Here is a 19,796-nt window from a genome sequence, read left to right on the forward strand (position 1 = left end):
ATGTGATCACCACCATAGCGTAACCGCCGCCGGCGCGACCGCCAGCATAAACGGAAACTTCAGCCCTTGTGCCGCCCAGCCGTTCCACACTTCCTTCTTCATGCCGAGCCGGCCCGGCGCGATGAAGAGCGCGATGCCCGTCCATAGCCGCCGCGCAAACGGTCGGCTGGCGGCAATGACGATGCAGCCGATCGCCCCGGCGTACAGGATGGAGTACATAAGCAGTTGCGCGGTTTCATAAACGCCCAGCCAGGCTCCGAGCGCGCCGAACAGCTTCACGTCCCCTGCGCCGATCCCTTTCATCAGATGGAGAAGGAGAAGCGGAACGAAGCCCGCCGCCGCTCCCGCGAGCGCCGAACCCGCTCCGTTCCAGCCGGCGGTTGCCCCATGATAGCCGAGACCGAGCAGGAAACCGGCGCCTGTCAGCAAATTCGGAATCCGCATCGTACGTATATCGGTGACGAAAGCGGCGGCAATCAAAGCCGCAGCGCCCAGCGCGGCTGCGCTCATCGGCAAATCCCCCCTTATCCGTTATCCGGGGCCGTTCCGGATTTCGCTACGACAAAATGCATGGAAACGCTCGCCCCGGCGGCGTTTTTTACTGTCAGTTCCCAAACCCCCGGCGTCGTGTTGCCTGAAACATGCCATGTCCATTCGACCAATCCGTCCGCATTCGCGGCCGCATCGCCCAAATTTTTCGCCTTGCTGCGCCCGCTTTTGTAGATCACTTCGAGCGAGACCTGGCCGCCCGGCTCCGTTCTCGCGACGACGCGCGCTTTTCGGCCCGGCCTGAGCGGATTCGGTTCGATCGACACGATCTGCAGCGGCGCGCTTTGCCCTTCCTCCTGGCCGCCGCCGTACATCGCCGGCTGCGGGTCGCTTACCCAAACCCGCTCCGCCGCCGCTTCTTTCAGTACGATAGGCCGGTTAAGAAACGGAACTTTGATCGGAAATTCGTACGATACTTCCAATCGCAAATAAGCGTCCCGCCGATCGTTCAGATCGGGCAGCGAAAGCCGGCTCAACCGGACCCGCTCCGGCTCAAGCTCCGCCGCGTCGGTAAACCGCCGAATGAGCGGCTCGATCGCCTCCCTGCCGAGCTCCGTCGCCGCTAAATCCCGGGCCGGTCCCCAGTCTCCTTTCATCGCCGCCGATATGACGGAGCCGGCTGGATCCGGCAGCCAGCCGGCGATTTCGGCAGCGGCGTCGGGCCATTCCGCCATCGGCATATTGACCGCCTCGTTATCGGAATCGGCCGCGTCCGCCGCCAGATAGGCGGCGTACATCGTCGCCGCCGCCTGACGCACCGTCTGCGAAACGGCGGACTGCAGCGCCATCTGCACGGCGGACAGCTTGACGACGCATACCAGGAAGAGGACAAGCAGCAGAAACAACGGCATCGCGAGCGACGCCTCCACCGAAATGCCGCCCTTTTCTCCCCGCAGCCCGTCAATAGGACCAGCCGATCGTTTCGGATGTCTCATATCGGTTTCCGGCAACCTTTCCTTCCAGTACTCCCAAACGGTTAACAGTTCTCATCAGGCCCGGCAAAAACCACAGATTGACCGAAGCCCGCACTTCTCCGGATACGCCTGCCGGGGTAAGCGACAAATCCGTTCCGGTATTCCGTTCGATAACGGCGATCATGCGCGAAAGCCGCCCGGCGTCGCCGCCGTGCAGAAGCATAAACAGCCGCAAATAATCGGCATACGTCAAACGTACCGGCACGTATTTGGAAAGCGGAGCGGCCCCTTCCCGGGCAAACGAAATCATGTCCTCCACCGCCATCTTCAACCCATACAACAGCGCAGCCGGCAAAATAAGGAGCGGATGCGCAAGCGACTTGTTCACGATCAGCCCTTCCATCGTCCGTATCGCCAACCGGAACGCGAACAATTCGCCGTATGCCGCAGCGATATTCGCGACCGGATCGTGAAACCCGTATAAAATATACTCCGCTTCCTGATTGCCGAGATTGAACGCTTCCGCCAGTCCTCCCGAATCCGCCGCAGCATCGTCCGCTTCTTCCCCCGGACCGGTTACCCCAAGGAAGCCTGTAAAGTTCCGGGGATCGAACGTCGAGAAGCGCTGGATCGTATATTCGCCTATATACAACGGGTCGCGAACATGCTCCAGCATGTCGGCCATGCTGCCGAACAAGCCTTCCGACAGGCCGGCCGCATCTCCGGACATGTCGCCCGCTTCATCGGGAAGCCCCGCCGCTTCTGGCGGCGGCCCTGCGGCCGCTTCGTTGAACGCGAGATTGCTGCGGTACGCCTGCTCCAGCAACCGGAACTCCTCCCGCTGCTCCTCCGTCCCGGGATCCGCCCGGAGCTGATGCAGAACGCCGCGCACCCGCTTCCACATCTCGTCGGCTTCGGCCTGTTTCCGTTTGGCCTCCCGGCTGACCTGCTGCGAGCTTTGCAGCGCCTGCTCGCGTGCCGCGATAACAGTACCCGGTCGAATATACTTCTCATAGAACCGGCCGTACAAAGCTTGAAGCCGGCGCGCTCCGTCATGCAGCGCCGAGCCGTCCCCGCCGTAGCCTCCCAGAGCCGCCGACACACTGGATTGGAAAACGCCGGCCTCGGCGTAGAAGGATGCGTACTCGGCGGCCTGGCTTACGATCTCCTCCCGAAATTCGTCGAACCAGTCATCCGGCAGCAGCAGCTGGTCGACCGTATCCCGGATTTGCCGCAGATCGTCCTCCGCGCCGGCCGGAATCGACGCAGCGCCGCCTTGAACCGCGCTTTCGCCGAGCCGAACGAATCCGCTGTCACGCCCGGCGGCGGAAGTTCTTGCGCGGGCGGCCGTTTCGCTCATCTCCCGGTTGATCTGACGGGCCAGCTCCAGCTCCTGCAGCGCCAGCGTCTCCATGCGCCGATGCGCCTGCTCCGCCTGCATACTCGACTGCCGCAGGTCCTGACTGACCGCTCGCGCCATCCGCTCGTACGCGGCAATTTCGGCGGCGTACACAGGCTCGGTTCCTTCCTCACGGCTCGCATCCGCTGCGATCCAGGCGGTATATTGCGCATAGCCTGCCGCGACGTCCTGCACGGTATCCCGCGAAAGGCCGGCCGTTCCCTGAAGCGGCAGCAGGCTGTCAAGATTGGCGTCCTTCGCCGCGTTCGCAGCCTCGCGCTGCGCTTCGATGGCGGCCGCCAAATGCTGCTCCCGCCGCTCGTACAGCTTCCGCAGCCGTTCCAGCAGATCGACGGCGGCCGCCGCTTCCTTCATCGCGCCCGACATCGGCTTGAGCTTCGACGCCAGCTCAAGCGTCAGATCGATGGGAGCCTTGTATTTCATCTCTTCCAGCACCTGGCGCCGAAACACGTCATGATCGCCGAGCACCTGCGATACGTTGGTGCCGTATTCGACAAGGCGTGCGTCGAGCAAGCGAAAATGGCCGCCGTCCGGCCCGTTCAGCCAGTCTTCCAGCACCGGACCCATAATGTCGTCATCCGGCGTACCGCCCCGGGCAAATAACCCGTACCGCTCGTACAGTCCCGCATCGTAAGCGGCAAGCACAGAGCGGACCGCCGCCCGCGTCGCGCCGTCCAGCTTGCGGTTGAAGGCGGCGATGCGCGAAAAATCGATCAGAAGCGAAGTAAACAGCAGCATGCCCGCAGTTATAATGATCAGGAACACAGTCACCGATCCTCGGTCGTTTCCCCCGCCGCCATTCTTCCCATAGCCGTCCTTCCCGCCGCTATTCTTCCCGCTATCGTTCCCTCCGACGCCGATCCGCCGGCCGTTCGCCTTTCGGTTCAATGACGCTCCCCCCTCGCGCCGGGCAAGGACGAGAGCACTTCTCCCGCCTGTGCGCGACCTTCCGGCTTCCGGCCGAACTTGTTCGCATAATAGCGGACAAGGTCGACGCTGCGAATGAATTCGACCGGATCCGCAACGACCGACGCCGCGCGCGTAGCAGGCTCGGCCTCAAGCCGGAACTTCGCCAGGGGCGAAGATTCCACAGGCTCGCGAAGTCTTATTTCCACCAGACGGAGGAGCCCTTCCCGTCCGTACCCGGCATCGCCTTCGTAGCCTGACGGCATCTGTCCGGCCGTCCTGAGCAGTTTGCGCGCCGGCAGCCGATCGTCTTCTCCCGGTTCCCCGGGTATCGCAACGACGGTCTTCTCGGGCGCGTCCCCGATGCCGAATAACGACCGGAGCATGTCGTCATTGCCCAATCGCCAGTACAAGCCGTCATATTGTCCCGGCGGGGCAAGACCGCTCTTCGGATCGCGGCTGCTATTGTCCCAACCGAAAGCCGCTTGCTCCGCGGCCGCGGAAGCGGTGTAGTACAGCATAACGTTCTGATACATATACAGGCCGAAAAACAGCAGGACGAAAACGATCGTCAATATGACCGGCATCACCATCGCCGCTTCCAGCGCAAAGCTTCCGTCGTCGCGACGAAGTCGGACGGCGAGACGGCAGCCGCGGTTAATCAAACACTTCATCGGCTTTATCGGAAGCTTTGCCCATCAAATCGTTGACCAGCTCGATAATCCAATCCTTGAACAGGAGAGCGATTATAATGAGCACCGCAATGATCAATATAATTTCCAGCGTCCCGATTCCGTCCTCCGCATGCCGAAACGATTGCGCACGCCGCTTGCATGCATTCCACCATTTTCTCATCGAATACGTTCTCCTTCCGCAATCATGAAATCGATTTTTCGTGCAACCCGCCCGCTGCCATTACTTTTACGACATCAGCATCATCGCCGGGGCCGCCACAAGCACCATCATGACAAAAAAGATGCCGACGAGCGGAAAAAGCAGCTTCGAGGACGCTTCTTCCCCTCTCGCTCTCGCCGCCGACTTGCGCTTCTCCCAGAGCGTATAGGACAACTCGCGCAGCGCAAGAACGAATTGATCGCCGCCGCGGCGGTAATTGAGCAGCAGCACCGTCGTGAAAACGGCCACCTCGCGTACGCCGCAGCGCCGGTTGAACTGCTCGATCGCTTTGCCGAACGGCTCGCCGTTGCGCATCGCGCTTACCGCCCTGGCCCATTCGTCGTAAAGCGGATGACCGGCTTGCCGCAAACCGTCGCCGCAGCGCATGAGCGCGCTCTGCACCGTCTCGCCCGCGCCGACCAGCAGCATCAGCTTGCTCAGCATATCCGGCAGCGCCAGCACGATATCCTGCCTGCGCTTCTCCAGCCGGGCGGTCACGCCGTGAAAACGGACGGCCGGCAACAGCGCCGCAAGCACGACGCCCAGGCCGAGAATGGCCGTCTCCTCTCCGGCGGCGGCTATCGCCGCGCTGCCGGCCAGCGCCCCGTATCCGCTCCCGAACGCATGCGCGACAAAACGTTTCGTCCGCTCCAGCGTCCAGCCCTGTCCGTAAAGCACCAACAGTTGCTGATGGCGGCCGGCCAACCACAATGACATCCGTTCATATCCTCGGCAACTCTCCAGCGCCCACATAAAGGGCAAGGTCATGACATGCTCGTTCAGATCGAAACCGCCGGCCTTTGCCGGTTTCCCGGCTGCGGCCGCCTGCGTTCGTTGCGGCGGACGAGCAGCCGCTTGCGCGAGTTGCGGCGAACGAGCGGCGACCGCAAGCAGCACCCAGATTACGGCCAGCACAGCCGTCAACAACCAAGCGATAAGCCTCACCCCTTCCGCTAATCTCCTTTGGCCGCCGCACAGCATCATAACCGGATGCTCATAATGCGGATCATGGCCCAGCAGCAGGCCAAAATTACGGCCAAACCCGCCGTCAGCAGCACATAACCGAACCCGCCGTACAACGGCTCCATATAGTCGGGCGCTGCAAATCCGAGAAAAGCGAGAAATACGAACGGCACGGCCATCATCACGCGCGATTCGAACCGTTTGCGGGCAAGCATGACCGCAATTTCCTGCTGAACTTCAAGCTTGTCCCCGATCAGCTGCGACGTTCGCTTGATCACTTCCACAAGATCGCCGCCCACCCGCTTGCAGGTCGTGAAAACGTCGGCAAAATGGCTGATTTCATCGATCTTGGCGCGGTCGGCGAAATGGCGGAGAGCGCTCTCGAGCGGCTCGCCGTTCTCGAACCGGTGACAAATCGCTGCAAACTCCCGCCGGATGTCGGTATGCGGATCGGGATAAAGCAGCGCGAGATCTTCCGTCGCCGCGAAGAAGGCATTTTCGACCGAGCGGCCGGCCGCAAGCGACGATGTGAGCGAAAATAACGCCTCCTTGAATTGCAGCCTCAGCCGTTCCTGGCGGCCGGCCTGCAGCGACCGGCGCCTGAAACGCGGAAAGAGCATGCCGGCCGGCGCAAACAATAGCGAGAGCGCGACCGACCGGTAGAATAAATAGGCTCCCGCGAACGCAAGCGCGCAGCCCGCCAGCGCAAGAAGCAAAAACCGGCCGGCGCTCAGATGATATTCGCCGTAATCCGGAAGAGCTTCCCCGCCCCTGTCCTTCCCCGCGGCCCGCCGCTCCGGAAAGCTCAAGCCGAGCCAGTCGAGCCAGCGGTACACGGGCCGGCCGGACTTTGCCGCCCCCGCCGGTACGGCGGAATATACGGCTTCCCGCCGCGCCGCCGGCCGCTCTGCGGGGCCGGACCGCTTGCCGGCGTTCATGACGCCACCCCGCTGTCGGCCCGCCGGAAGCCCGCCATCTCCAGCTTGCGCAGCCGCGTCATAGCGTTACCGGTAGGCCGCAGTCCGCCCGCGACTCCGCTCGGGCCGTCGCCTTCGTCGACGAACAGATAGAGCGGGTTCAGCGCGATAGCGCCGTCCCGAACGCCTGCGACTTCGCTGATCTCCAGCACCCTTCGGGAACGGTCGCGCATCCTTGCCAAATGGACGACGATGTCGATCGCCGACGCAATCTGATGGCGGATAACCGGGATGGGCAACTCCGCGGCGCTGAGCACCATCATCTCCAATCGGCCCATCATATCCCGCGCGCTGTTGCCGTGCCCCGTACTCATACTTCCGTCATGGCCCGTATTCATCGCCTGCAGCATGTCGAGCGCTTCGGCTCCCCGCACCTCTCCCACAATGATGCGGTTTGGCCGCATCCGCAGCGAGGCGCGGATCAGATCGCGAATCGAAATTTCGCCTTTGCCTTCCGTATTGGCATTCCGCGTCTCCAGCGACACGAGATTGGGCACGGTGGAAATCCGCAGCTCGGCGGAATCCTCGATCGTCACGATCCGTTCGTCCGAAGGAATGTACGCCGACAACGCGTTCAGGAACGTCGTCTTGCCCGTCCCCGTGCCTCCGCTGACGAAAATATTGTATTTGGCGGCAATCAGCTGCCGGAGCAGCGCGGCCGCTTCCCCGGTCAGCGAACCGAACCGGACCAAATCGTCCATCGTAAGCGGCTTGCCGGGAAACTTGCGGATTGTGACGGCCGGACCGCGAAGCGCGACGGGCGGCAGGACGACATGGACGCGCGACCCGTCCTTCAACCTTGCGTCGACGATCGGCGACGACTCGTTGACGACGCGATTGACACCGGACACGATCGCCTGTATCAGATCCTCCAGCCGTTCCGCGCTTTCGAAGCCGAACGGCAGCAAGCTCATCCGGCCCGCCTTCTCGATAAAAATTTCGCCGTGGTGATTGATCATAATTTCCGTCACCGCCGGGTCCTCCATCAGCGGCTGCAAGATGTCGAGCCCCCGGAACGAATGATAAAGCCGCTTTACAAGCGCAACCTTCTCGGGCGCGGTCAGCGGGTGGCGGCCGGACCATTCGAATACCGCCCGTTCGACCGTCTCGAGCAGAAGCTCATCCGATACCGTACCGTTCAGGTCGATCCGCGATCTGACCGTCTCGCGCAGTTCCGCCACGATCGGCTTCTGCGGCATAGCCGCTCCCCCCTTCCCCGCGCAGTCCGCTCATCTCCAGCAGCCGGACGACAGCCGCCTGGTAAGCGGGGGCGGGCGGCAGCGAGCCGATGCCGCCGAATCCGTCCGGCCCGCTGCCCGCGCGCCAGAGCGGGATCTCCGGGAGCCAGCCGCAGCTTCCGGCCCGCCATCCGTCGATCCCGGGCCGCTTGTCCGGACCATCCGATGTCCCGATTCCGACGCATACGATCTTCCGCTCCGACCGGCCGAATGAATCCGGCCATCTGCGCTTCCAATACTGCGACGCAAGCGCAAACTTGCGGCGCGCGGCGGCCTGGTCGGGAACGAGCCACCAGATGCGGTCGCACCGTTCCAGCACGGCGCGGTTCAGCTCGTCCAGACCGCTGTCGAGATCGGCGACGACGAGATCGTACTCTTTCGATGCGGAGACGCAATCGATCAGCTTCACGGCATCGTCGGCCGTCATCGAGAGCCGCTCCTCCGGGTACGGACACGGCGGCAAATAGTCGATCAGCAGCCGGGTGTCCCGCTCCCGCGCTTCGGCCAGCCTGGCTGCCGCGGAAGCGGGGCTGCTCTTGATCGTATACAGCAGACGGGAGAAGGCGTCTTCCCCGTCCTCCGGTCTCGGCGCAGCAGACGAACGCCGCCTGCCGATCCACTCGCCGGAAGCGTTCCACAATTCCAGATTCAGATAGAACACCCGCTTGCCCGTTGCGGCCGCTTGTCTCGCGGCATGAAGCGCCAAAACCGTCTTGCCGGCGCCTCCCGAAGCGGAACAAATCCCGATGACGGCCGCTCCGCCCGCCGTTCCGGCAGGCAAGTCCGCCCCCCAAATTGCGGCATACGCCGACGAAATCGCCTGCATCAGCTGCGGAAGCGGCTGATACTGCTCGATCTCCCTCAGCCGCTGGCATTCCCCTTTGCGCTTCACGAGCGCGGCGGCCGGAAGATTCGGAGACGGCTCCTCCTCCCGCAGAAAGGACGGCTGCACGACGAGCAGATCGATCGGGTAGCCTCCCTGCAAAAACGTGCGCAGCGTATCATCGCCGGTAAACGCCGTCAGCTGCCACTGCCTGCCGAACGGGGAATCGCGCAAATAATCGCTTAAACGGCGGATATATTCCGGCTCCCGGACCGCAACGATCAGTTGACGTTTCATCGTGTTCCCCCTTCCGCCAACGACAAAAAAGCACCGCGAACTGCGCAGACAAGCTGCGTCATTCACGGTGCTTCCGTCGTTTTATTATGAAGTTGTCCTTACTGTATCACAGGATGAAGCTGGAAGTCAACGGGATATTTGCTTCAACCGCCAATAAAATGCAGGTACTGCAGCAACCGCATCAGCACAGCCGTTCCTTCCGCCCGCGTCGCGGTTCCTTGCGGCGCGAAGCGGCCGTTCGGCTTGCCTTCCATAAGCCCGGCCTCCACGACGGCCGCCGCAGCGTCGCGCGACCAGGACGAAAGCGCATCGCGGTCGGCAAAACGCTGCAGCACCGCTGCCGTTGAGCCGCCGGACGGCGAAGCGTTGGCGTACGCCAGCGCCCGGACGAGCATGACGCTCATCTGCTCGCGCGTCAGCCTGTCGTTCGGCCGGAAGTTCCCGCTCGCATCGCCTTCGACCAGCCCCGCTTGCACGGCGGCGCCCGCAACTTCGGCGTACCAGTCGCCGGGCTGCACGTCGCGGAAGGCCGCGTCCGCCGCTTGCCCCGGCAATCCGAGCGCCCGGACGAGCAAAGCCGCGAATTGCGCGCGCGTCAGCGGTTCGTCCGGGGCGAACCGGGATTCGCCCACTCCTTCCACGATCAGTCTCGAAGCGAGCGCGGATGCGGCTTCTTCCACCCAATGGCCGCGCAAATCGGCAAACGACTTGTTAAAAGCGGCAACCGTATAGATTCCGCCGCCGGACAGCAGCATCCTCACCGCGCTTCCGTCACCGTCCGTCCCGAAGGTCGACGGCACGAACGCCAGTCCGCCGTCCGCACCGTACGAGACGGCCGTCGCGGCGGCCGGATCGACCGTTTCGGACAGCGGCTGCACCAATACCGCGTAATGACCGTTGAAGCGCGGAATCGCTTCTTCTTTTTTTCCGGTCAGAAGCTTGAGCCCGACGTCTACTGCCGCGCCGGCCGCCGTTCCGCCATCTGCAGCGATCCGCTCTGCGATATCTTCGGCCAGCCATCCTTTCACGCTGGCGATCGACCATTGCAGCGCATCGGCCTGTTCGTTTGCTGCCAGCGCATGTTTAAGGGCGGCTACCGGCAATTCGTAGCGGCCGAGCGGCGTCTTCAGGATGATTCTGCCTTCCGGAATATCGGCAATCGCCTGCCGGAGTCCGCTTGCCGGCAAATTCGCCTTGATCGTCAGCGCGTCGCTGTCAATCTCGTATTCCAGCTTGTGCTCGGACGGATCAAGCTGCGCCAGACGGTCGATCTCCTTCATCATATAATCGGCATCGATGTCGGCAATCGCCGCATAGCGGCCGTCTGCTCCCGTTTCGTGACGAATCGTCATATCATCCGGCAGGATCGGAATCGTCGGGATATAGCCGCCGCCATCATCACCACCGCCATCATCACCGCCACCGTCGTCACCGCCGCCGTCATCGCCGCCATCATCACCACCGCCGTCATCACCGCCACCGTCGTCACCGCCGCCATCATCGCCGCCGCCAGATTCGGTGCGGATGACGGTGATCGTCTTGCTGTTCGTCTTGAACTGGTCGACGCGGACCTCGATCGTGATGGCGTTGCTTCCCAGCTCGAGCGGCACGACGGCTGTAAATTGCCCGTTGTCCGCCACTTCGGCCGGCTGGCCGTTGACCGTCACCGCCGCTTCGCCCGGTCCGAGCACCTCAACTTGGCCTTTCAGCGTCAGTTCGCTCGCGGCCGTCTGCTTGCCGTCGTAGTCGAGGAAGCCTCTCAGCGCCGCGGACCGCACCTGATCGCCGATCTCATACGATTGCGCGACAAGCTGCCGGAGCGTCCGCGTACCCGAAGTATCCAGCGTCGAAATGACGAATCCGCCAAGCGGTATCGGGCTGTTGTTCTCCTCCGGATTCCCCCAGCTCCAATCGATCGCCTGCCGGCGGTTCGCGACCCGGGTTACCGCCCCCGTCGCGTCGACGACGACCTCGACGCCGAAGCGGTTCGTTCCCGTCGTCGGGCCGAACGCGTCGGTCATGACGTTGATGTTGTCGACCACCAGGTTGACGTTGTAGTAGTTGCCTTCCAGAAAATCGTCCGGTCTGTCCGGCAGGCTCATGCCGAGCTGGTAATCCTTCACGTACTCCTCGTCCCGCAGCGCGGCTGCGGCAACGGCCCAGTTGATCTGGCTCGCGTCGAACAGCATCAGGCCGTTCGTCGTGCGCAAGCCCGACTGGAACACTTCCCGCTGCAGCTCCGGCGCCTGAATGTTCGTCAGCGCAATGCCGGCGTAAAGCGGAATTTCCCCGTTCGTCACGATATTGCCGAGCGTAATATATTTTTCCACTTCCGGACCGGTCCGCTGATAAGCGCCGATCATCAGAAAATCGAGATGCTCGATATACCCGGTTTCATAATAAGACGGCGTATAAACCGTTTCGCTGCCCAGTCCCAGCCGGGGATCGTAGCGGAAATTCGGACTTGCCCAGTTGACGCCGTTCAAATAATACGTCTCGTACCAGGAGCCGACGTAGGAAGACACCTGAATCGTCTTTCCCTTCTGCTGCTCGTACCGGTCGACCAGCGCCTTCACTTCGCCGAAGAAGCTCTTGATCGTGGCGGAACGAAATTCCCACCAGTTCTGAATGAGCGGCCCATCCACCCGCGTCCCGTTCTCGTACCTGAAAATGTCGGTCGGCCAGTTCGTGAGCTGCTTCCCTCTTGCCTGCAGGAACGCTTCGAACTTCGCCCGCGTCTCGTCGCTGAAATCGGCCGTTTCGTTGTCGTAGCGGCCGCGGTCGTGAATGACGCCGTCCACGTCGTAATTTTTAATGACTTCCTCGAACGTCTTGAGCTCGTAATCCCGCACTTCGTCGTTCGCCGGATTGACGAAAGCGACCAGCCCCATCCTGGCGCTTTCCCGAAGGCGCTTGATCTCGCCGTTGTTCTCCGGCATATAGACGCGCTCCTCCCAGTCCGGGTGTTGATCAAGCACGGCGAATTCGTTGCTCGCGATCGACCCTTCGGCAAAGACGTTGATCGCCGCGTGCACCTTCAGGCCGAGCGCATGGCCGTGCGTAAGGAATTCCTCCAGCAAATCCAGGTCCGGATTGGAGCCGGCCTTCTCCGGCGCCTTGATCTCGCTGACGTACGGACGCCCGGTCAGGTCGTTCTTCTTGTAGGAGGCGAATCCTTCCACGCCCTTGACGTCAAAGGCGATGTCGGTGATGCCGGTTTCCTTGGCTCGCACCAGAAAATCGTACACCTGCTGGCTCGTTTGAAATTTGCGCGCGTTGGATGCCTGGTCGACCCACAGGATGACGTCTTTGTCCGGCGCAAAATCGGGGCGGCTGAATACGACCAGCGAGGTCCGGTCCTGCTCGTCGCCGTTTCTGGTCACCACCACATCGATATAGTTGGTGCCAGGAGAGAGCGGCTGTACATGGGAAAACGTGCCGTCGGCCGCAACGGCCGCCGCCGCGCCGTTTACCGTCACCGCAATTTCCGCCATGTTTTCAACATTCGTCACCGAACCGGTAACGTTCGTCGCGCTGTCGGTTACCGTATACATCGGGCGGTTGTCGACCGTAAGGCGCGCCTTCGGTCCGGTGCCGCTCATCAAATCCCGGACGGACACGACTTCGCCGTTTTTGCGCAGCTTGATGATATCGCCGGGCTTGAAATAGACGGCCAAATATTTTTTAATGCCGACATTGTTGTAGCTGTTATCCTGGCCGAACAGCACGTAGCCGCCTTCGGGAATGTCCAGCTCCGTCGGCCCTGTCCATACCGGCGGATTGCCGTTCACGGACGGATTGACGACGCGCAGCACCCGGTTGTCGGCATCCACCTGGACGGCGACATTAAACTGCGGAACCGTAATGGAAGCGCCGAAGTCCCGCGTGAACAGCGCCAATATATTATCGATGCCGGAGACGTCCTGGTCGATGATGTTGATTTGCTTGCGCGGACCGTTCACGCCGATCGTAATGTCGATCGGAGCCGCCTCGACTTCGATATAATCGCCCGGTACGGCGGAATTATCGTACGTCACCGTCAGCGACGCCGAGGCGACCGCGGTCTCCCCGTCCCATAGACGGACCGTAACCGTATTTTCTCCGGGCTGCAGAAAGACGCTGGAGACGAAGCTGCCGTCGGCCGCGATGACCGCGTCTTCCTCGTTCACGGTCAGCCGCATGCCGGGCGAAGCGTTCGCCACGTTCCCCCTCACGTCGAACACCGGGGAGACGACGGTTGTCTCCGAGGGGGTCTCCAGCGTAATGCCCGGACCTTTCGGCAAAAAGTCGCCGGCCGTCACCGGAACCCCTCCTCTCGTCAATGTGATCGTGTCGCCTTCGCGAAAGCCGAGAAACAACGGTTTGGCGCGGGTCGAGCTTGTCCAATCCGGATCATGCGCCAGCACGACATAACCGCCGGCGGGAATGTCTGCGATCTCATCGGGATCCCAGGCTGTCGGCGGATCGGCATCCGGTCCGTTCACTTTCAGCACCTTGCCGGACGCATCGACCCGGATCGCCACATCCCCCTCCTTGACCAGCACCCGGTCGGGCTCCGGCGTATTCGTCACATTCGCCCCGCTCGTGAACAGGGCGATATACCCGTCCGGCGGCGGGTCGGCGAGCTTGTCGTTGATATAGTCGAGCCTGAGCTTCACGCTTTCGTCTTGCGACACGACGTAGACGCTGTCGGTGACGTCCGGCGGCGCCAGGACCCCGCCTTCCTCCGTAGCCGCCGCGGCCGGCCAGGCCGGCGCGAGCAGTGACAGCACCAGCACGAACACGAGCAAAGACGACCATTTCGGCAACGCCGCTCTGTTCCATCCGTACATAAAATAAGACCACCTTTCCGAAAACTTCATTTTCGAATATGGAGGGGAAAAGCAGCTGCCGCTTGCAGTTGCCGCTTTTCCCCCGGTCCTCACTTGGTCGATTGGTACCATTCGTTCGCCTGGGCGACCGAATCCGCTCCTCCTTCCGCTCTCCACGTTTCGAGAAATTTGTCGTAATTGTCCAGCGACTCCGCGCCGGAAATGATCGCCAGCATATGGTCGTTCAGCATTTGGCCGAGCTTCAGCTTGTTCTTGGAAATCGCGTCCAGCGGCGGCGCGAATGACATCGGGTTGACGACCGTGATGCCTTCCGCGTTTTTCTGAAACTCTTCATAGTAAGATTGCAAAATCGGATCTTTGCGCACGCGCGCCTGCCAATAGATCGGGTAGTTCGTTTCGTCCACGCCCGTCAAGAAGTTGCTGCCGTTGTTCAGATCGTCGTTGAACTTCGGCAATATCGGGTAATACTTGCCGTCCTTCACCTCGTGGTGAATCCCTTCCTTGCCGATCGCCATCTCCTTGAACGTCTCCGGTTCGAGCTTCGCGTTCAGCAGCTTCATGGCGTCTTCCTTGTGCTTCGACACTTTCGGGATGGCGATAAACCAGGTCGTGCCGGCATTCGCTCCGATTTGCGCCACTCCGTCCTTGTTTTTCAGGAACGGGATGACGGCCGCTTTGGCTTCGGGGAAGTTTTTGTTCAGCGCCGATATCGTATTGCCCGCATTCCACCACGCCAGTTTGTACATCGCCGCCTTGCCGCCGGAAAACTTCTCGATCGCTTTCGCCGCCGTGTTGATCGGCAGCTCCGGATCGATCAATCCTTCCTCGTACAGTTTGCGCATATAAGCGAGAAATTCTCGCAATTCCGGCATTTCCGCCATATGCACGAGCTTGCCGTCCACTTCGTTCCATTCGTTCACGACGCCGAACGCCGCCGCGATGTCGCCCATGATCGTATCTTTGCTGCCGGTGAGCGGAATGACGTTCTTCTTTTCTTTGAACGTCTTCAGCACCTCGTACAGCTCGTCGGTATTCGTCGGCGTCTTGAGGCCGAGCTCATCCATCCAGTCCTGCCGGACGACCAGCTCCTCGCCGATCGCGATGCCCGACCCGGTTTCGGGAATGGCGTACCGCGTGCCGTCGATCGTCGCGCTTTCCCACGATTCCGGCTTGATCGCGTTGTTGATGTGATTGCCGTGCGCCGCCAGCAGCTCGTCGATCGGCTCGAGCGCGCCCGATGTCGCCAGCTTGTAAAATTGCGCCGCGTTCAGCTTCATAATATCGAACTCTTCCTTGTTGGCGACAAGCAAGTTCAGCTTCTCGTCGGCGTTTTCCGCCGGCAGCATTTCGTAGTTGACCTTGTAGCCGGTCGCTTCGGTAATGAATTTGGCCGTATACTCCGTGGCGGGATCGAACATGCCGTACTGCATCAGCATTCGTAGCTCCGGCTTTTCACCCCCGGTCTCTTCCGTCTGGCCCCCCTGCTCGTTCGAAGGCGTTTCCGTCCCCCCTGTCGCGGGAGGCTGCTCTTCGCTTCCTCCTCCCCCTCCTCCGCCGCAGGCGGAAAGCGCAAGGGCGAAGACAATCATCAGCGCCAGCCATGAATATTTTCGTTTCATGCTCTCAAGACCTCCTGTCCATCGAATCTCGAAACTCGCAAACCTTCGCACCCCGTGCCGCTCTGTTCATCCATCACCGCCTTTCAGGGGATTTGGCTGCCGCCTTACCCTTTCACCGAGCCGATCAGCACGCCTTTGACGAAATATTTTTGCAGAAACGGATAGACGAGCAGAATCGGCACCGTCGCCAGCAAAATCGATGCGGCCTGAATCGATTGAGGCGTCGTGTTCAGCGCCGCGTCGACGTTATCCTTCAAAAATTCGCCTCCGGATGCGACGAGCAGTTCCTTCAAGTAAAGCTGCAGCGGCTTGAGCGACGGATTGGTGATATAAATCATCGGGGCGAAGTAATCGTTCCAGAACGCGACGGCGAAAAACAGCGCGATCGTGGCCAGCACCGGCAGCGACAGCGGCAGCACGACGTAAAGCAAAATGCGGATGTTGCCCGCGCCGTCGAGCTTGGCCGACTCCTCCAGACTGTCGGGGAGCCCTTCGAAATAGTTTTTGATGATGAGCATGTTGAAAACGTTCACCATCGCCGGCAGAAACAGGACAGGCAGCGAGTTGACGAGACCCAAATTGTGCATCAGCAAATAAGTCGGAATAAGCCCGCCGCTGAACAGCATCGTGAAAATGAACAGAAGCAGGAACCATTTTCGCCCCCTGAGCCTCGGCTTGGACAGCGGATAGGCGGTAATCGTCGTCATCGCCAGACTGAGCGCGGTGCCGACGACGGTGACGAGCACGGACACCTGGAACGCGTTGAGGAACATCGCGTTTTGCAGCACATACCGATAAGTGCCCGTCTGCCAGCCGACCGGCCACAAGCCGACGGTGCCGGATATAACGGCCGACTCGCTGCTCAGCGACTTGGCCAGCAGGTTGACGAACGGAAGCAGCGTCGTAATGCCCGCCAGGATAAAAAACAGATGGTTGAACGCGTTGAACAGCTTTTCCGGGACCGAGCTGCGGATCGCATTGGACGGTTTCGACATCTGTACAAGCCCCCTCTTACCAAATGCCGCGCTGCAAATATTTGCGGCTGAGCGCATTGCCCGAAAGAATAAGCGCGAACGAAATGACCGCCTCGAACAGCCCGACGGCCGTCGTAAAGCTGTAGTCCTGATTGCCGAGACCCATCCGGTACACGTACGAGCCGATGACGTCGGACACGTTGTAGACGGTCGGGTTGTACATGACCAGAATCTGCTCGGTGCCCGCCTCCAGCAGGTTGCCGAGCCGGAGGATGAGCATCAGCACGATGATTGGAGCGATGCCCGGCAGCGTAATATGCCATACCTGCTTGAGCCGTCCCGCGCCGTCGATCTTCGCCGCTTCGTACAGTTGCGGGTCGATGGTGGAGAAGGCGGCCAAATAGACGATCGTCGACCAGCCGGTTTCTTTCCATCCGGCCGAAGTGACCAGCACGCTGCGGAAGACGCTCGAATCGAGGAAAAAGGCGACCGGCTCCATGCCGAAGGTGACCAGCGCTTTATTGACGAGCCCGCCGTTCGTGGACAGCAGGTCGATGAACAGGCCGCTGACGATGACCCAGGACAGAAAATGCGGCAAGTAAATGATCGTTTGGACGGAACGTTTGAAGATGACGTTTTTCAGCTCGTTGAGCAGAAGCGCCACGATAATCGGCAGCGGAAACAAGAACACCAGCTTCAGCAGGCTGATTATAACGGTGTTGCGGAAAACCCGGACAAAATCCGCCGAATGGAACAGCTTCTCGAAATGCTTCCACCCGACCCAGGGGCTTCCGGCGTAGCCGTCGAAAATGTTGAAGTCCTTGAAGGCGATGATAATGCCGTACATCGGCGTATATTTGAAAAGCAGAATAAACAGAATGCCGGGAACGAGCAGCAGGTACAAATCCCACTCCTTGAACACGTCGGACCGCAATTTGCGGAAATAGCCGGCGGGGCGGCGTGGTGGAGCGGTTTGCGCGGCGAGCGTTGTCGATCGTTTCATCGTATCCCCCTTCCAAGTTGACTTACTCTGATGGAAAAGGCGTCTGGTGACGCCAGGCCGAGAACGGGCGCCGGTCGATGCCGTAGCGGTATATAAGGAATTGTAAGACGGAGGGGAGGATGGGAGTAGACGACGATCATGACGAAAAGTGGTAATTTGATGAGCAAATGTTTTCTCGCGAGCCGGAAGTATGCCTTAGGCGGACTCTTGTTGTCGATTTCGGGCGATACCAATTGACATTTAAGTATTATTTGTATTAGTATAAATAATACTTAAATAACGGGAGGGAACGATATGTTGATAACGTTGCAACCGGATAGCGATACCCCGCTTTACGAGCAATTGCGCAATCAGATCGTCATCGGAATTGCGACGGGTGAACTGGCGCCTCAGGAAAAGCTGCCCACCGTCCGCCAGTTGGCCGAAGAGCTCGGCATCAACATGATGACGGTCAACAAGGCTTATTCGCTCTTAAAGCAGGAAGGCTATATTGCAATCGACCGGCGTCATGGGGCCAAAGTGAACGCGCCGGGGCGCGGGAGGCCGGATTCGATCCAACGGCTGGAGGATCGGCTCGAGCTGATGATCGCGGAGGCGGTCGTCCAAGGCATGGACTCCTCCCGTTTTCAAGAGCTGTGCGCGCGGATCTTCGCCAAAATGAGCTATCGCCATCCTTAAAGAGGGGGAAATGATTTGTTAACCGTCATTTTATCGATTACGGCAATAATCAACTTTGCCGCCATCATCGCGACCTACAAGCCGCAGGCCAAATACAGAAACGGCATGCTGTTCGCCGTCGCCTTGCCCGCCCATGCCGTGGATCACCCCGGCATCCGCGACATTCAGGCCGGTTTTGTCCGGAGAATGAACCGGACGATTCTCGTAACGCTCGCCGCTTCCGTTCCGTTTGCGGTTCTTCATTTTTGGCCTGTTTATCAGATCATTTATTTTTTGGTCTGGCTTCCGGTATTTTCGGTCGCCCTGGTCGTTCCGTTCCGGCGGGCGTTTCGCGAAACGTTGGCCCTGAAGCGCGAGCACGAATGGTTTGTCGGTTCGAATCGGATAATTGCGGGCGATCTCCGCGTAGCGCACCTGAAAAACAAGCGCGCGGCATCGTTGTGGTTGTTTGCGATTCCGTTTGCGATGTCCGGGGCTTTGGTGCTGTGGGCCGGTTCCATGGATTTTCCGTTTTACGGGGCCGCATTTGGCGGGCTGGCTCTGACCGCGCTGCTGTTCGTGGTTGCCTTGTTGATGAGACGGACGAAGGGGACCGTATTCAGCGCGAACTCCGAGACCAATCTCGTCCTGAATCAGGCAAGGCGAAGGGCGGTGTCCTATTTGCTGCTGACGGTTGCCATGCTCGAAAATGCGCATTTCCTGTTCCTTTACCTGCTGCTGGCCAACGACAACGAGGCCATGAACGGCGTATGGCTTGCCGTCGTTTTGCTGTTTCCGGCCATTCCGGTCGGGCTGGTCATTTACGTTTACCGGAGAATCCGGATACAAGAGCGGGAAATTATCGAGAATGACGGCAAGGCGATCCGCACCGACGACGACGAATATTGGGCCAACGGCTTCACTTACCATAACCCTATGGACAAAAGCGTTTTCGTACCGAAGCGAGTCGGCATCGGGGAGACGGTGAATACCGGAACGCTAACCGGAAAGCTGATCGTTTGGGGTTCTGTCGCCCTTTTGGCGGTCGTGATTGCAGGGGTCTCGTTCATGCTTATCCGGTCCGAACTGACTTCGCCTCTACTGACCGTCGAGTCCGACCGACAAATCCAAATTCGCTATCCGATGTATTCCTACAGCTTCGATATCGGCGAGATCAGGGAAATAACGCTTGTGGAAAGCGTCCCTTCCGGTTTCAAAATGAACGGCGAATCGACGAACCGGTATGCCCGCGGCCATTTTCGGCTGCGGGAACTCGGGAAGTCGAGATTGTATATTTTCAAAAACAATCCTCCCTATATCCGGATGAAACTGGACGACGGCTATATTTTTTACAATGAGGAGGATCCCGCGGCGACGAGGCGGCTTTTCGTCCAGCTCGAGAGGTTGACGGACTAGAAAAAACGGATGGCGGACGCAACGTGTTCGGGTTCGGGTTCGGGTTAGCGGGCAGGCAGAAATTGCGATGTGGGAGCCCGGGTCAACATACCCGGACAGTAAAGGTGCGCCTATGGCGCACAGATTGAAAGCAACAGCGGCGCGGTACGCGCGGCGCGTTTCCGCTGCTGCTGCAGGCGGCGACGGCGAGCAAGCGCGCATTTCCGCTGCTGCGGCGACGTCGAGCGTCCGCTGTTGCGGCGACGTCGAGCGTCCGCTGCTGCGGCGACGTCGAGCGTCCGCTGCTGCGGCGGCGGCGAGCGTCCGCCGCTGCG

The 19,796-nt window shown here is 60.5% G+C and carries 16 protein-coding genes; 3 read left to right on the forward strand and 13 right to left on the reverse strand.

Annotated features, from left to right (window positions below):
* Window positions 1-6: 6 nt before the first annotated feature.
* The 13 genes from ABEV74_RS00300 to ABEV74_RS00360 form a co-directional block, all read right to left on the reverse strand.
* Window positions 7-510: an A24 family peptidase gene (locus ABEV74_RS00300; RefSeq protein WP_062495140.1), complete on the reverse strand. Its 504-nt coding sequence runs from the start codon at window positions 508-510 to the stop codon at window positions 7-9.
* Window positions 511-524: 14 nt separating this feature from the next.
* A complete protein-coding gene (locus tag ABEV74_RS00305) occupies window positions 525-1,484 on the reverse strand; it encodes a hypothetical protein (RefSeq protein ID WP_430142692.1) in 960 nt (319 codons plus the stop codon).
* Window positions 1,450-3,771, reverse strand: coding sequence for a hypothetical protein (locus ABEV74_RS00310; protein ID WP_430142694.1), 2,322 nt, complete (start codon window positions 3,769-3,771; stop codon window positions 1,450-1,452). The genes ABEV74_RS00305 and ABEV74_RS00310 overlap by 35 nt, the downstream gene beginning before the upstream one ends.
* The gene (locus tag ABEV74_RS00315; protein ID WP_430142695.1) at window positions 3,768-4,463 is read right to left on the reverse strand and encodes a TadE family protein; all 696 of its coding nucleotides are present in this window, start codon (window positions 4,461-4,463) and stop codon (window positions 3,768-3,770) included. Before ABEV74_RS00315 ends, ABEV74_RS00310 begins: the two co-directional genes overlap by 4 nt.
* On the reverse strand, window positions 4,447-4,644 hold the full coding sequence (locus ABEV74_RS00320; protein WP_062495150.1) for a Flp1 family type IVb pilin: 198 nt from the start codon (window positions 4,642-4,644) through the stop codon (window positions 4,447-4,449). Before ABEV74_RS00320 ends, ABEV74_RS00315 begins: the two co-directional genes overlap by 17 nt.
* Before the next feature lie 66 nt (window positions 4,645-4,710).
* Window positions 4,711-5,628 (reverse strand): type II secretion system F family protein, encoded by a 918-nt coding sequence (locus ABEV74_RS00325; protein WP_430142697.1) that lies wholly within the window; start codon window positions 5,626-5,628, stop codon window positions 4,711-4,713.
* 35 nt (window positions 5,629-5,663) lie between these two features.
* On the reverse strand, window positions 5,664-6,584 hold the full coding sequence (locus ABEV74_RS00330) for a type II secretion system F family protein (RefSeq protein ID WP_430142699.1): 921 nt from the start codon (window positions 6,582-6,584) through the stop codon (window positions 5,664-5,666).
* Window positions 6,581-7,822 carry a TadA family conjugal transfer-associated ATPase gene (locus ABEV74_RS00335; protein ID WP_062495153.1) on the reverse strand — a complete coding sequence of 414 codons (1,242 nt, stop codon included), beginning with the start codon at window positions 7,820-7,822 and terminating at the stop codon, window positions 6,581-6,583. The genes ABEV74_RS00330 and ABEV74_RS00335 overlap by 4 nt, the downstream gene beginning before the upstream one ends.
* Window positions 7,743-8,981: a CpaE/TadZ family protein gene (locus ABEV74_RS00340; protein ID WP_430142701.1), complete on the reverse strand. Its 1,239-nt coding sequence runs from the start codon at window positions 8,979-8,981 to the stop codon at window positions 7,743-7,745. Before ABEV74_RS00340 ends, ABEV74_RS00335 begins: the two co-directional genes overlap by 80 nt.
* 143 nt (window positions 8,982-9,124) lie before the next feature.
* Complete coding sequence (locus ABEV74_RS00345; RefSeq protein WP_430142703.1) at window positions 9,125-13,813, reverse strand: S-layer homology domain-containing protein; 4,689 nt, start codon at window positions 13,811-13,813, stop codon at window positions 9,125-9,127.
* An 89-nt stretch (window positions 13,814-13,902) separates the two neighbouring features.
* Window positions 13,903-15,432 (reverse strand): extracellular solute-binding protein, encoded by a 1,530-nt coding sequence (locus ABEV74_RS00350; protein WP_430142704.1) that lies wholly within the window; start codon window positions 15,430-15,432, stop codon window positions 13,903-13,905.
* Window positions 15,433-15,536: 104 nt separating this feature from the next.
* Window positions 15,537-16,427, reverse strand: coding sequence for a carbohydrate ABC transporter permease (locus ABEV74_RS00355; protein ID WP_213529096.1), 891 nt, complete (start codon window positions 16,425-16,427; stop codon window positions 15,537-15,539).
* A 16-nt stretch (window positions 16,428-16,443) separates the two neighbouring features.
* Window positions 16,444-17,409: an ABC transporter permease gene (locus ABEV74_RS00360; RefSeq protein WP_430142706.1), complete on the reverse strand. Its 966-nt coding sequence runs from the start codon at window positions 17,407-17,409 to the stop codon at window positions 16,444-16,446.
* A gap of 294 nt (window positions 17,410-17,703) precedes the next feature.
* Here ABEV74_RS00360 and ABEV74_RS00365 point away from each other — a divergent pair, with 294 nt between their 5' ends.
* The 3 genes from ABEV74_RS00365 to ABEV74_RS00375 form a co-directional block, all read left to right on the forward strand.
* Window positions 17,704-18,087, forward strand: coding sequence for a GntR family transcriptional regulator (locus tag ABEV74_RS00365; protein ID WP_062495166.1), 384 nt, complete (start codon window positions 17,704-17,706; stop codon window positions 18,085-18,087).
* Window positions 18,088-18,102: 15 nt separating this feature from the next.
* The gene (locus tag ABEV74_RS00370) at window positions 18,103-19,482 is read left to right on the forward strand and encodes a DUF5808 domain-containing protein (protein WP_430142707.1); all 1,380 of its coding nucleotides are present in this window, start codon (window positions 18,103-18,105) and stop codon (window positions 19,480-19,482) included.
* A gap of 112 nt (window positions 19,483-19,594) precedes the next feature.
* The coding region (locus tag ABEV74_RS00375) for a hypothetical protein (RefSeq protein ID WP_430142709.1) at window positions 19,595-19,796 on the forward strand (202 nt) is incomplete at its 3' end.

It is taken from the genome of Paenibacillus cisolokensis, assembly GCF_050481165.1.
Classification (GTDB): Bacteria; Bacillota; Bacilli; order Paenibacillales; family Paenibacillaceae; genus Paenibacillus_AH; species Paenibacillus_AH cisolokensis.

Bases quoted from the DNA above. Each gene is read 5' to 3' on its own strand.
- ABEV74_RS00365 (WP_062495166.1), top strand. From the start codon at position 17,704: ATGTTGATAACGTTGCAACCGGATAGCGATACCCCGCTTTACGAGCAA.
- ABEV74_RS00320 (WP_062495150.1), bottom strand. From the start codon at position 4,644: ATGAGAAAATGGTGGAATGCATGCAAGCGGCGTGCGCAATCGTTTCGG.
- ABEV74_RS00350 (WP_430142704.1), bottom strand. From the start codon at position 15,432: ATGAAACGAAAATATTCATGGCTGGCGCTGATGATTGTCTTCGCCCTT.
- ABEV74_RS00330 (WP_430142699.1), bottom strand. From the start codon at position 6,584: ATGAACGCCGGCAAGCGGTCCGGCCCCGCAGAGCGGCCGGCGGCGCGG.
- ABEV74_RS00355 (WP_213529096.1), bottom strand. From the start codon at position 16,427: ATGTCGAAACCGTCCAATGCGATCCGCAGCTCGGTCCCGGAAAAGCTG.
- ABEV74_RS00345 (WP_430142703.1), bottom strand. From the start codon at position 13,813: ATGTACGGATGGAACAGAGCGGCGTTGCCGAAATGGTCGTCTTTGCTC.
- ABEV74_RS00300 (WP_062495140.1), bottom strand. From the start codon at position 510: ATGAGCGCAGCCGCGCTGGGCGCTGCGGCTTTGATTGCCGCCGCTTTC.
- ABEV74_RS00360 (WP_430142706.1), bottom strand. From the start codon at position 17,409: ATGAAACGATCGACAACGCTCGCCGCGCAAACCGCTCCACCACGCCGC.
- ABEV74_RS00335 (WP_062495153.1), bottom strand. From the start codon at position 7,822: ATGCCGCAGAAGCCGATCGTGGCGGAACTGCGCGAGACGGTCAGATCG.
- ABEV74_RS00315 (WP_430142695.1), bottom strand. From the start codon at position 4,463: ATGAAGTGTTTGATTAACCGCGGCTGCCGTCTCGCCGTCCGACTTCGT.
- ABEV74_RS00340 (WP_430142701.1), bottom strand. From the start codon at position 8,981: ATGAAACGTCAACTGATCGTTGCGGTCCGGGAGCCGGAATATATCCGC.
- ABEV74_RS00305 (WP_430142692.1), bottom strand. From the start codon at position 1,484: ATGAGACATCCGAAACGATCGGCTGGTCCTATTGACGGGCTGCGGGGA.